The sequence below is a fragment of the Enterovibrio norvegicus DSM 15893 genome (genome assembly GCF_900115495.1).
Classification (GTDB): domain Bacteria; phylum Pseudomonadota; class Gammaproteobacteria; order Enterobacterales; family Vibrionaceae; genus Enterovibrio; species Enterovibrio norvegicus.
Map to the genome: position 1 here is coordinate 1 of NZ_FOWR01000021.1, position 13226 is coordinate 13226.

The window sequence follows — 13226 nt, forward strand, 5'->3', positions numbered from 1 at the left end:
AACTCAAGTTGGTCACAAACATTCTGAATCGAGCGATTGCGCAGTAATCCAATCCCTAAAACTAGCCAAACAGCCTGCTCAGCGGGAAAGCGACGTTTACGCAAAGAAGCGCGTCCGGTTTGTTTGACTGCTTCTTCAACCCACTCAAGAGGAATGTGTTTAGAGAATGCGTTGATAGGGTGGTCTTGGCAAAACTCAGCGGTGATGTGTAACTCTTTCAAAAACTCAGACATAAAAAATCGGCCTCAACAATGTTGAGGCCGATTATGAAGCCTGCGTAGGATCGTTCAATGACTTAAAACGATCGGCATTAAGTATCGACTGCCCTTTTTTATTGCGCCATGTCTGAATGGACTTCTGACCGAAAGCAGGACGCCTTATTTTTAAAAGCAATCCTCACTCACCCTCATGGCCTCTGATCATATCCCCAGCGAGGCACTAAGCCTTGCTCAACACCAAGATGATCCAAAATACGTGCAACCATGAAATCGACCAAATCTTCGATCGTCTGAGGTTGATGATAAAACCCTGGCGCAGCCGGCATAATGGTGACACCCATCTTTGACAGCTTAAGCATGTTTTCTAAATGCAACGTCGAAAACGGTGTTTCACGGACAACCAATAACAATTGGCCTCGCTCTTTTAGCACCACATCCGCAGCACGTTCAGCCAAGTTATCCGACATACCATGAGCAATCGCAGCAAGTGAGCCCGCAGAGCATGGACACACAACCATCTGCTTTGGCGCAGCCGAGCCAGACGCGACAGGAGAAAACCAATCCTCCTTGCCACACACATTCAACTTATCCGTCGATACAGTGAGGTGCTTTGTCAGCGCCTCCTTTGCGGCATCAGGGCCTGATGGCAGCTTTAAACCATGCTCCGTTGCTAGTACGACACGCGCCGCAGATGAAATCAGCAGATAGACCTCGTAGTCTGCTGCCAACAAACATTCCAACAAGCGAATACCGTAAGGCGCGCCGGATGCCCCGCTCCACGCCAGCGTGATGCGTTTGTCATTTTTCGTCGAATTAACCATGCGCCTCCAACGTGTCACGGTTTGAAGTTCTGTTTTCTAACGCTGCTTTAAGTTTGTCATGGATGCCGCCAAAACCGCCGTTACTCATGACCAATACCACGTCATCACTATTCACATTTGTCGCAATGGAAGCGACGAGAGCATCAATGTCATCAAAGCACTCAGACGGCGCTTTACACGCATCAGCAACCTCTTTCACCGACCATTTGATATGGTCAGGTTGGAACAACGTCACAGTGTCAGCACTGTCCAAAGACGGGGCAATATCATCTTTATGTACGCCAAGCTTCATGGTGTTGGATCTTGGTTCTAGGATCGCATGAATACGTCGCTCACCCACTTTCGCTCGCAAGCCTTCCAATGTGGTTTTGATGGCGGTTGGGTGATGTGCAAAATCGTCATACACAGTCACGCCCGCGAAATCACCTTTGTGCTCAAGACGGCGTTTGGTGTTGATGAAAGATCCTATCGATTCACAAGCCAAATCTGGCGTGACACCCACATGTCGCGCGGCGGCAATGGTCATTAGCGCGTTGCTCACGTTATGGTCACCAATCAAGTCCCACTTGACCGTACCAACACGTTCGCCGTCAAACCACACATCAAACTCACTGCCATCAGCAACACGCTTCTCGGCTTTCCATAAGCCATCGTCACCGGCAAATTCAAGCTCGCTCCAGCATCCCATGTCCAAGGTGTCTTTTACGTTCACATCTTCTGCAGGGGCAATGATGCGACCAAGGCTTGGAACCGTACGCACCAAATGGTGGAATTGACGTTTTATCGCAGCAAGATCGTCAAAAATGTCAGCATGATCGAATTCTAAGTTATTCAAAATCAAGGTGCGTGGGTGGTAGTGAACGAACTTCGATCGTTTATCGAAAAAGGCACTGTCATACTCGTCCGCTTCCACCACGAAGAACATGCTTTCACCCAAGCGTGCTGACACACCGAAATTACCGGGTACACCGCCAATCAAAAAACCTGGCTGGTAGCCGCAATCTTCCAGCACCCACGCTAACATGCTCGCTGTGGTGGTTTTGCCGTGCGTTCCCGCAACGGCAAGCACCCAGCGATCTTTAAGCAAAAATTCAAGCAGCCACTGCGGACCCGACGTGTAATTCAGATTCTTATCGAGGACATATTCGACACATGGATTACCGCGGCTCATCGCATTACCGACAACAACAAGATCGGGCGCGGGATCAAGCTGGGCAGGATCGTAACCTTGAATGATCTCGATCCCTTGAGATTCAAGCAACGTGCTCATTGGCGGGTACACGTTGGCGTCACAGCCTGTGACTTTATGGCCCAATTGTCGGGCTAAGATGGCTGCGCCACCCATGAAGGTGCCACAAATCCCTAAAATATGTATATGCATAACGTTTCGTCAGCCTTGAAAGTCACTTTATCTTGGCGTGTACCGCGCTGCGATCACAGTTCCAAGCTCGTTCAAATTACTTCGTTACTAATAAAAAGTTCTACACTTTAAACTCGGTAACAAGTTGATTTATTGTTCAGATGTTGCGCAATTTTGGGGGGCTTTTCTCTTTGCCACCCGTCTTATGTCTACATTGAAAAGAATAAATCAACGGGAGAACACTGGTGCGATTTTTGTTTGTCGCTTGCTAAATGCACCTTCTTGTTTTCAATCATCTTACCCAAGAATCCGATTCCAGACATCAAAAGGATCTGAAATGTCCGATATGCGAACACTTGGCGAGTTCATCGTTGAAAAGCAACATGAATACCCAACAGCCAGTGGCGAATTGAGCTCGTTGCTGTCTTCCATCCGTTTAGCCGCAAAAATCGTTCACCGTGAAATCAACAAAGCAGGCTTGGTTGATATTACCGGTGGGTTCGGCAGTGAAAATGTGCAAGGCGAACAACAACAAAAACTCGACGTCTATGCCAATGAAAAATTCAAAGCGGCCATGGCTGCTCGCGACCAAGTATGTGGCGTCGGCAGTGAAGAAGAAGACGATGTTGTGATCTTTGACGAAGCCCATGGACTCAATGCCAAATACGTCATTTTGATGGATCCTCTCGATGGCTCATCAAACATTGATGTGAACGTCTCTGTCGGTACGATTTTCTCCATCTACCGCCGTATCTCACCTCTCGGCCAACCCGCTAATCTTGACGACTTCCTTCAACCTGGCAACAAACAAGTGGCTGCAGGCTATATCATCTATGGTTCTTCCACCATGTTGGTTTACACCACGGGGAACGGTGTACATGGTTTTACGTACGATCCATCAATCGGTGTGTTCTGCTTGTCGCATGAAAACATGCGCATCCCAGAAGAAGGCACGATCTACTCGATCAATGAAGGTAACTACATCAAATTCCCACAGGGTGTGAAGAAGTACCTCAAATACTGCCAAGAAAATGAACCGGAAGATAATCGCCCATACACATCGCGCTACATCGGTTCTTTGGTTTCGGATTTCCACCGAAATATGCTGAAAGGCGGCATCTACCTCTACCCAAGTACAGCGGCCTACCCAAGCGGCAAGCTGCGCTTACTGTATGAGTGCAACCCGATGTCGTTCATCATGGAGCAAGCCGGCGGCAAAGCCTCTGACGGTAAGCAGCGCATCCTTGATATCAAACCGACAGAACTCCATCAGCGCGTGCCCTACTTTGTTGGATCTACGCATATGGTAGACAAAGTGGAAGCGTTTTTAAGGGACAGCCCTGACCAAGAATAAGACACAAAAAAGCCCGCAACTGCGGGCTTTTTCTTCTGTGCAAAACTGACACTACTGTTCGAGTTGGTCGCTACTTAATGCTGAACTGATAGAGCAAATCCACAGCATTGTCAGCACCCGATACCGCTTCCAGATACAGATCTGTCAGCAAGCGATACCGCACCGTAAACTCCGGCAAACTCGTGAAGATCCCCACACCGTATTTCACCTGTAAGCCAGGTAAAATGTAGCCAGAGACTTCAACTTTTTCATCATCACCGCTGCCTGAAGTATCCACCGACAAATCTTGAACACCAAAGGCTTCACCAAGCTGCCCAACCAGCTTACCGCTTTGCGATAGGCCAAGGCCGATCAACATGGATGTCATGCCATTGCCATCAGATTCGCTATCGAGATTTCGACCTCGCACCAAATAAGACAGTGCATTTGCCTGTGGCATAGCAGGATCAGAGAACACCGACACCTCTGGTGCATCAGCTGGGCCCGTGACACGAATGCCCGCTTCGACGTTGTCTTCAATCGCGTTCGGGTTTCGGATCGCTTCAATCTGCAAATAAGGCTGTTCTGGTGGCCCATTAAACAAGATCTGCCCCTTTTTGATGGTCAAATCCTGCCCAAAGGAGCGGTATGTTCCTTCCTCTAGGTTGATATCACCCGACACCGATGGCCCTTTGCGATTACTCGCCACATTCAGATCACCCACCAGCAAGGTTTTCAAACCAAAGGCTTCTAATCGCACATCGTCGCCTATATTGACGTTGATCGCGGCGTTGATCGTGATGGGCGGTGCTTCCTCTTTGCTAATCGGCTGAAGTTCATCATTCAGAAGCACTACGTCGCTAGACACTTGCACCGCAGATTCAGGCAGGGTTTCAACGATGATGCGTCCCCAAGGCACTGAGACCTTTCCGGTCACATCAATTTGTTTCGGGTTCGCTTTCAACGTCATGTTGGGGCTAACTTCCAGCGCCACCATTGGCGGCACCACCACTTTTAGTCGCTCACCCGCGACATTCAATGAGGCAAGCCACGCATCCAATTTCGTCCAATCGGCCGTACCTGACAGCGTCAGATCACCATCCGGGGTTTTAATGCCACCGTCTAACTGGCCTTTATAACCTTTTAGGTCGATACCAATTTGACCTTGAGTGATCTCAACAGGTGCCGCCAAGCTTTGTAACTTCAACCCAGTAAGATCAATGTTACCGGTGGCACTGGGTGCATCAAGTGCACCATTGAGTACAACGTTGCCGTTTAGCTCACCTTTCAAGATGGAATCTTCACCGAGCGCAGCAGAGAGGAAATCCAGGTTCACGCCCTCTAGCAGGAAAGCACTTTTCAACGCGCGATTCTCACTCGAGAGTTTGGTCATTTCAGCGTTCAGTGTCACCGAGCCATTGTTGGTTAAATCCAGATCGAAATCCGCATTCAATTTTTCGTTAGCCAATACCGCATTCAGATCGAGTTTGTCCCAACCGAACGTTAAAGGCAGATCCATTTGTTCGACAACCTGGCCTTTAGAGAGAGACACTGACGCCTTCACTGTCGGCAATGCATTTGGTGTCCAACCCACATCGGCTTTCGCATCAAGTTCACCTTGGATCATGGTGGTCACTGGTAAGTAGGCCTGTAAAATATCCAAGTTGAAATCAACGATAGACACACTTGCCTCGCCGCTATCCGCAACCTTGGCTGGTTTGTCTAAACAAACGCGGCTTTGGTGCTGCGTCCAACAAAACGCGCCAACATCCACCGACGATGTTTTAAAATCCACCGCCAACGGCACGTCGTTTTCCAATGTCCAAGGGCCAACCGGTGTGGTCAGTTTGGATGCGTATAATTTTCCTTTCCAACCCGTTTTACGATCTAACTGCCCTTGTAGGGCCAGTTCGACACCCACCGGTGTGCCATCAACGTTGAGCGACACAGTTTGGTCGCTTTCATCGCCAGAAGCGCGTAACGACAGCGTTGAAACATCCACGCCTTCCGCTTTCACTCCAGCAACATCAACCACAAGACCGCCACTCACAATAGGCAATGGAGACACGGAGCCGCGCATTTTGACGCTCTTTACCGACACCAATTCTTCCCACGCCAAGGTAGACGCATTGAGGTTCACAGACGCCGTTGGCGCGTCCAAGGTGCCAGATAACGCGACGTCACCTTTCACACTGCCTTTCGCCTGTGGTAGCGACGCAGAAAGAGACGGTAAATCCAGCAACACATCAAGATCGAGTGCTTTGTCTATTTGTCCTGAGACATCAACGCGGTTTGGCCCATGGCGTAATGACAACCCTTGGGTTTCCACCAACAAATCGCCTTTGCCTTTCACGTCAGACGCATCAACTTGCCCTATCAATGTGAGTGCTTGCTCACGGATAGTGCCCTGAATATCAAGCTCTGGAACTTCGACTTGCCAGCCACCTTGCGACGTTAAGCGCCCTTTATTCGTGAAGGTGCCAGACAACTGCCCTTCAGCTTCAGGCCATTTCAGCCCCGGCTGAATATCATTGAAACTGAGTGTTGTCTTCCAGTTCACCTGTTTTGCCCAATCCGCGTTTGCAGAGCCTGCAATGTTGCCGCCCAGGGTATCGAGTTTAAAGTTGCTTAACGCGATCTTCGACAAACTGCCCGAGAGATTCGTGCTGAGCGTCATGTCAGGAATGACATCCCCAGTGGCGCTGGTTTTGAGCGTAGCGCGATAATCCGCCAAGCTGCCATTGGCACGCAGTGCCGTTGATGACAGACGGTATTCCGCAGGCTTATCAATAGGCCATTGCAGATTACGGCTCGTGAGTAACAGGGAAAAAGGAATATCAGGGTCAATCATATTCAGCTTGCCTGACAAGGTTGCAGCCAACACACCTTTCAACGCGGCATCCAGCTCCAACGCCTTGAGATCGCCCTTCGCATCAAGTTTCAGCGAATGCCCACCAAGCGGTGCCATACGCACCTTTGCCAGCGCATCCAATGTCAGTGGGTACTCACCTTTCAGTGATACATCACCATTGAGTGACACTTTCCCTTGTTCGGCATCCAAGACTAATTGTTTGATCGTAATGTCATTTCCACCCGCAGAGCCTTCCAGCAAGAACTGATGGATCGTCTGTTTTTCGGGCAAATGTAAATCGGCATCTTTCAGTTCAAAACGTTCGATAACGACATTCAATGGGATATTTACTTCAGGCAAGGCCAGAGCTTGCTTTTGCGCTTGTGGCACAGATGTCGAGGTGTTGGCTGACGTGTCATTGCTCGCTGGCGGCAGGGTGACAGAGATGCCCTGCCACGTTGTTGGCTTTAATGTCAGTGTGCTGCGCTGCATTTGCGCGGCGGTAGTCAAGGAGTCCCAATGCACTTTTGTGCCGAGAATATCCAACGTGATATCACTCAATGCAACGCCGCTTAAAAAGAGCGGAACAGGCGTCGATATCTCCGTCACAGGCTCTGAAGGTGTGTTGTCTTCTGGCGAAGGGGCTGTTTCACCCACCATCACAACAAGACCATCAGCGGTTAGCCCATCAATACACAACACAGGTGTCAGCAAACACTTCGCATTGATATCCAAGAATAAGGAGTCACTGGTCAATGAAAACGCCGGCGATTGGTAAGACACCCCTTTCAAAGTGAAGCCATTCAATACCGCGCCTTCTTGATCCTCAATGCTCAATTCAGGCAAGGCTTCTTGAGCCCCCCACACCGCAAATTTAACGCCGCCAGGGGTAATTAAGAACGCCCCTACCACGACGAAAACAAACACCATCACAAAGAAAACGGTGACAAGCAATCGCTTAATCCAGCGCATCATAGTTCTGGCCCCAAACTGAAGTGGAGCTGAAAGTCATCGCTTTCATTTTCAAAGCCGTGGGCGATATCGAAGCGCACAGGACCAACCGGAGATTCCCAACGCACACCAACACCTGCTGACGTTTTCCACGAAGGGCTGCTCGTTGTCCAAGCATCACCGGCATCAACAAACAATGCCGCCCACCAGTTTCCTGTCACGCGGTAGTTGTACTCCAAGCTGCCCGTCGCCATGTAGCTACCACCGAGCAAATTACCTTTTTCATCCCGTGGAGAAATCGATTCATAGCCATAACCACGAATGCTGTTGTCACCACCCGCAAAGAAACGCAACGACGGTGGCACACGCTCAAATTCATCGGTAAACACGCCGCCGCCGTTAACTCGAACGATACCGCGATTGTTGTCATTCAAGCTACGGATCCACGCGGTTTGCCCAATCACGCGATAGAGATTGATGTCTGCACCCCAAATAGGATCTGCCATTTCAAAGGTAATGGATTGCTTGTCACCCCAATATGGCATTGCGCCACCTCGGCTTCGAACACGGGAAAAGTTAATCCCCGGTAAGATGAGGTTTGAGATATCAGAATCCGTCCCTTGGGTGTAATCCGAATAGAGCCAGCGAAGGAACACTGACCGCTGCCAGCCCGTGTCAAATTTCCAATGGCGTGACACTGATGACGTCAATTCCAAGCTTTTCGTATCGTTGTTGTCGAGGTTCTCGACACCGACTTGCACTTGATAGTATTCGCGCTGAACATCTTCAAGTGGGATCTTATAGGTCGATTCAAGCGTCTGTTTAGGTGAGGAAACATAAAGGTCGGTATTCAAGCTGTGCCCACGGCTGTTAAACCAAGGTTTTTTCCAACCAATTTTTACACGAGGGCCGGTGTCCGTCGAGTAACCCACCCCCGTTTCAAATTGATTTCGTGGTGCAGGCGCAAGTGACACAGAAATAGGTACGCGATCATCACGCATGTCATCAAGCCCAGCTTCCACCAATACCGACGAAAACCACCCTGTATTCGATAGCGCTTGGTTATACGCACCTAAATCCGTAACCAGATAAGGGTCGCCCTCTGTAAAGGTCAACATGCTTTCGAGGCGTTCTTCATTGATTTGGCTATCGTGAAACACGATCTGGCCAAAGTGATAACGAATACCACTTTTGTAATGCAATCGGAAATACGCTTTTTGAAGGCCAGGGGCAACTTCTAGTCGGGAAAGCATGTACTCGCCGTCAAAATAACCACGTCGTATGCCAAGGCTTTGAATGGATGATTTGAGTGAATCGTATTGCCCTTGGTTTAACACATCGCCAACTTTAGGCGCAGTTTCAAGCAGCGCTTTGAAAGCGGGGTCATTTTCCGCTTCGCCTTCAAGTTTTACATCCATGTCTGCAATTAAAACCGGTGGACCCGGGTCTATATTGAGCACCACAGTGGCGTCATCACTGGACGCTTTATCTTCAACAGTAAATGTCACTGTCGGATCATAGTACCCAAGGGCTTGAAGTGCTCTGCTCACTTCATCTGTTACACGAGATTGAAAACGGAAATTTAGACGTCGTTCATTCTCAGGAATCGCATCGAGATAAACCCTGACATTTTCTTCCAAAGGCTTTTTTAGCCCGTCGATGTCGAAGTCAATGTCCGCAAAAGCCACCCCAGGCATCAACATCATTCCACTAACAAGCCAAGGTATTAATCGTTTATCTATCATTAACCGTACGTCTTTCTCTCACCTTGAGAGTCACAATGAAAACAAAATACTTAACAGTATGACCGCTTAACGGTGGGGTTGTTCTGTTGCAAAAGTGCATCAAAGCACGATAAAAATACTCAACCCGATCTAAAATCCGTTTAGCGCTAAGAGCTCGCCTCTTAGAATGACTGAGAGTATACAGGGTCGAGAGAAACCAGACGACAAGGAGTCGAAGTATGATAACAAGTAAACAACATACTATAACCGCTCAAGAGGCGCTTCCAGATAGAATGGAACAAATCATTCCGACTGAGCCTCATGCCGTCAATGGATCGGTACTGCGCGCCGAAACGCCAGTTAATCAAGAACAGATCCTTGTGGGGATGGGCTGTTTCTGGGGGGCTGAGCGCCTATTTTGGCAACTCGATGGCGTGACCTCAACGTCGGTCGGCTACAGTGGCGGCTTCACCGTAAATCCAAGTTACCGCGATGTATGTACGGCGCAAACTGGCCATACAGAGGTTGTACAAGTGGTCTACGATCCAGCGAAAATTCAGCTGGAAACCATACTGACTACTTTTTGGCAGAGCCATGATCCCACGCAAGGGATGCGCCAAGGAAATGACGTGGGTACTCAGTATCGTTCTGCGATTTATTACTATAATGACGCGCAAAAAGACGCAGCGTTAGCAAGCAAAGCCGCTTACCAGGCAGCGCTGGTTGATGCGGGCAAATCGTCAGAGATCACCACTGAAGTCGCCGAAGCTGGCCCTTACTATTTTGCAGAAACCTATCATCAGCAGTACTTAGAGAAGAACCCTCAAGGTTACTGTGGCATAGGTGGAACGGGGGTTTGCCTTCCCCCTTGGGAAAGGGACAAGTAGGGCCTAATACCCTATTAAAAACCGAAACCTAAGATGTGTTCATGTGGTAACGCATGGATCAAAAACGCCCAGCAGTGCTGGGCGTTTTCTTTAGAATACAACTAACGGTTTGTGCGTCGTGTTATGCAGCAATCGCCATGGCGCGAATTTCACTATTCACTTCATTCATGACGGCCAACGCCCGTTTATCCTTTCGAGATGGCGGTAACAACTTGCCGCAATCAAACTCAAATGCGCCAACGCCGTCGATGTATACACGACCGCGGAAGAAGCCTTTCACATAACGCGCAACCTGACGGGGACGGTATTGATGAAAAATTCGTAACATTGATGAACTCCTCCATGTCTTAAGATAAAAGACCTGCATCACACGCCATAGGTTTCATTTATGGCAGACATTTGTTTAATGCAATCTAAATGCCAACTACTGGGGCTCACTTCACATTGTGTTGGTACTGAATATTTGGACAACGTGTCGACATATCGTTCCCACTGTTTTCTACAACAACCCTTAAAGCGTAGTCAAAAAATAACACGTGGTAAATATACGACACATGATCTCAAATAAGATTCAATCGGTGGTAAACCGAATGTCGTTTTTGAGTGGTTGGATCTGTTATTGGTACGGTCAGGCTTTCGGTTTCGGCTATATTCTTACAACACTCTAATAAATGGGGAATAAACCTCTATGCGTCAACTCAAAATGCTTGCCTTGGCAACCGCTCTCATCTCCACTTTTGCTCAGGCACACAACATCAATAACGGCCAAGCACTGCCATCAGTGTCAGTGGAAAAATACGGTGAACTCACCCTTAGCGGCGATGATGTCGGCTTCAAAACGTGGAGCAGCGCAGAACTCACCGGTAAAGCACGCATCATTCAAGCCATCGCAGGGCGCAGCAGCTCGAAAGAGATGAATGCACCGCTTGTAGAAGCAATTAAAGCGGCAGATTTCTCAAACGATACCTACCAAACCACCACCATCATCAACCAGGATGATGCGATCTGGGGGACTGGAGGCTTTGTAAAATCTTCAGCGGAAGACAGCAAACGCGAATTTAGTTGGTCTTCTATTGTTCTGGATGAAAGCGGTGCGGTTGCAGGGGCATGGAACCTAAGAGAGGAAAACTCAGCCATCGTTGTTGTCGACCAAGAAGGTGTTGTTCGCTTTGTTAAAGAAGGCGCCCTCAATGAAGTTGAAATCAAACAAGTGATTGATCTTGTGAACAAACTGATTCAGTGATCTTTCTCACTCATCAAAACAAAAACCCGCCAATTGGCGGGTTTTTTAATGTTTTGTCTCGATCAGCCGATAAACTGAGAAAGGTAGAGCAAGGTGGCAACATAAAAGACGACAAGCAGGATATTCACTGTGTTTACTTTGAATTTCTTCATCGTAGCGTTACCTCCCTGTCAAAACCAATCGATGCCAAATGTTAACAAATTTAATTTAATTTTAACATAGCAGATTAAATACAACCTTCTCTAAATCGTCGCGAAAACATTACCTTAACGTTGTGAAATGGATGAGATCATGGCTGAACAACGCAACCCCGTACTGATTGACGTCAATGAAAAAGCGGCTTCTGAACCAAAGAAAGAGGCTGAAAACGCCCATCACCGCCAAGAAAACCACATCAAATCGAGTCAACATCGACTCGAGGCAATCGCAGGTCTTCACCATATTGATGCAATGTTGCACGAGGTTGAACATGACAGCCTAACAACCCGCGCGGCATATCGACAGTTACAGCTGAAGCAACAGCAACAAGCTAACCTCGAAAAGATCATCAAGTTAACCCACGATCTTTGCCGCGACGAGGCCGCAAACTCACCGGATCCTGATTGGCTTTACCGCTTCTTTGAAATGGCCAAAACCATCTATGGCGATGCCATGCAAAACTTGTGGGCGCGTATTCTGAAGCAGGAAATGATCAAACCCGGCAGCACTTCTTTGAAAGCACTGTCGCTGCTCGAAACCATGACACAACGCGAAGCGCAAGCACTGCAACGCGCATGCACCCTCGCCTGTACCTTTGGCAGTGATGGCGCAAACAAACTCATCACAGGCTTTAGACAACCCGAACAAGGCGTGAAACGCTGGTTTAAGCCAGACTTGGCCGAGCGCCTTGCGCTGGGAAACTACAAGTTGCCATTTACGGATCTGATGCTGCTGATGGATCTGGGGCTGATTTTGAGAACGGAATTGGAATCTGGCGCGATGGATCCATCCGCCGATTTGGCGTTATCAGGTCAGGGAAAAAACTTCATGCTGACACCGTTTAGAAAGGGAACACGAATTTACTATTACCGTTTCAGCCCAACGGGCAATGAATTGGCGAAACTGGTGGGTCAAAAGACCCACCCAGAATACCTCGATGCTCTGATGGCACTGTTGTCACACGCGTTCGACGTTAACAGCGACATAGGATCGACAGTTAACACGAAGGCGTGATCAGCCGATCACACCCGCTTTGCGGAGTTGCTCCACACACTGGTCAACCAACGCATCAACGCTGTGCTGATCGGTGTACAAGTGGATCTCGGGTTGCTCTGGCGCTTCATACGCAGAGCTGATCCCAGTGAACGCCTTGATCTCTCCTGCACGGGCTTTCTTGTATAGCCCTTTAGGATCGCGAGATTCACACACCTCAAGCGGTGTATCCACATACACTTCGAAAAACTCACCGTCAGGCAGAAGTTCACGCACCAATTGACGCTCATCACGAAACGGTGAAATGAAAGCAGACAGGACGATCAATCCCGCATCGCTCATCAACTTTGCCACTTCGCCCACACGGCGAATATTTTCACGACGGTCTTGGTCAGAAAAACCCAGATCGCGACAAAGACCATGGCGAACATTGTCACCATCAAGCAAATACGTATGATGACCCAACTCAGCGAGTTTGTTCTCTAGCGCACCCGCAACGGTCGACTTGCCAGAACCCGACAACCCTGTGAACCACAGCAAAGCTGGCTTTTGCTTTTTCTGTTCAGAACGGAACTGCTTGTCAACGGCATGCTTGTGCCAAACCACGTTCTCATCCGGATGCGGCGTATCCGCTGCACTCATAACTC

General features: G+C 48.8%; 11 protein-coding genes. 4 read left to right on the plus strand and 7 right to left on the minus strand.

Annotated features, from left to right (window positions below; all coding sequences use genetic code 11):
* From BM082_RS14050 to mpl, 3 genes are all read right to left on the minus strand, one after another.
* On the minus strand, nt 1–233 hold a 233-nt coding region (locus BM082_RS14050; RefSeq protein ID WP_208862534.1), incomplete at its 3' end, for a transposase domain-containing protein.
* Nucleotides 234–406: 173 nt separating this feature from the next.
* Nucleotides 407–1039, minus strand: coding sequence for a flavin prenyltransferase UbiX (locus BM082_RS14055; protein WP_017013331.1), 633 nt, complete (start codon nt 1037–1039; stop codon nt 407–409).
* Nucleotides 1032–2420, minus strand: coding sequence for a UDP-N-acetylmuramate:L-alanyl-gamma-D-glutamyl-meso-diaminopimelate ligase (gene mpl / locus BM082_RS14060; protein ID WP_074927427.1), 1389 nt, complete (start codon nt 2418–2420; stop codon nt 1032–1034). The genes BM082_RS14055 and mpl overlap by 8 nt, the downstream gene beginning before the upstream one ends.
* 316 nt (nt 2421–2736) lie before the next feature.
* Between mpl and fbp the strand changes: the two genes are divergently transcribed.
* Entirely contained in the window at nt 2737–3753 is a 1017-nt protein-coding gene (fbp, locus tag BM082_RS14065; RefSeq protein ID WP_017012173.1) for a class 1 fructose-bisphosphatase, read from the plus strand.
* Between the two features lie 70 nt (nt 3754–3823).
* Here fbp and tamB read toward each other — a convergent pair whose 3' ends face one another.
* Together tamB and tamA are read right to left on the minus strand one after the other, a co-directional pair.
* Nucleotides 3824–7558: an autotransporter assembly complex protein TamB gene (tamB, locus tag BM082_RS14070; protein ID WP_017013329.1), complete on the minus strand. Its 3735-nt coding sequence runs from the start codon at nt 7556–7558 to the stop codon at nt 3824–3826.
* Entirely contained in the window at nt 7555–9276 is a 1722-nt protein-coding gene (gene tamA / locus BM082_RS14075) for an autotransporter assembly complex protein TamA (RefSeq protein ID WP_425285240.1), read from the minus strand. The genes tamB and tamA overlap by 4 nt, the downstream gene beginning before the upstream one ends.
* Nucleotides 9277–9497: 221 nt before the next feature.
* Between tamA and msrA the strand changes: the two genes are divergently transcribed.
* Nucleotides 9498–10145: a peptide-methionine (S)-S-oxide reductase MsrA gene (msrA, locus tag BM082_RS14080; RefSeq protein WP_074927432.1), complete on the plus strand. Its 648-nt coding sequence runs from the start codon at nt 9498–9500 to the stop codon at nt 10143–10145.
* Nucleotides 10146–10266: 121 nt separating this feature from the next.
* Here the strand turns inward: msrA and BM082_RS14085 are convergent, their stop codons facing one another.
* On the minus strand, nt 10267–10473 hold the full coding sequence (locus BM082_RS14085) for a DUF1107 domain-containing protein (RefSeq protein ID WP_017012177.1): 207 nt from the start codon (nt 10471–10473) through the stop codon (nt 10267–10269).
* A gap of 360 nt (nt 10474–10833) precedes the next feature.
* Between BM082_RS14085 and BM082_RS14090 the strand changes: the two genes are divergently transcribed.
* Nucleotides 10834–11388, plus strand: a complete 555-nt coding sequence (locus BM082_RS14090; protein WP_017012178.1) for a YtfJ family protein — start codon at nt 10834–10836, stop codon at nt 11386–11388.
* A gap of 291 nt (nt 11389–11679) precedes the next feature.
* Entirely contained in the window at nt 11680–12600 is a 921-nt protein-coding gene (locus BM082_RS14095) for a TIGR03899 family protein (RefSeq protein ID WP_017013326.1), read from the plus strand.
* On the opposite strand, the gene cysC is transcribed toward BM082_RS14095, so the two are convergent.
* Nucleotides 12601–13221, minus strand: a complete 621-nt coding sequence (gene cysC / locus BM082_RS14100; protein ID WP_017013325.1) for an adenylyl-sulfate kinase — start codon at nt 13219–13221, stop codon at nt 12601–12603.
* Between the last annotated feature and the right edge of the window lie 5 nt (nt 13222–13226).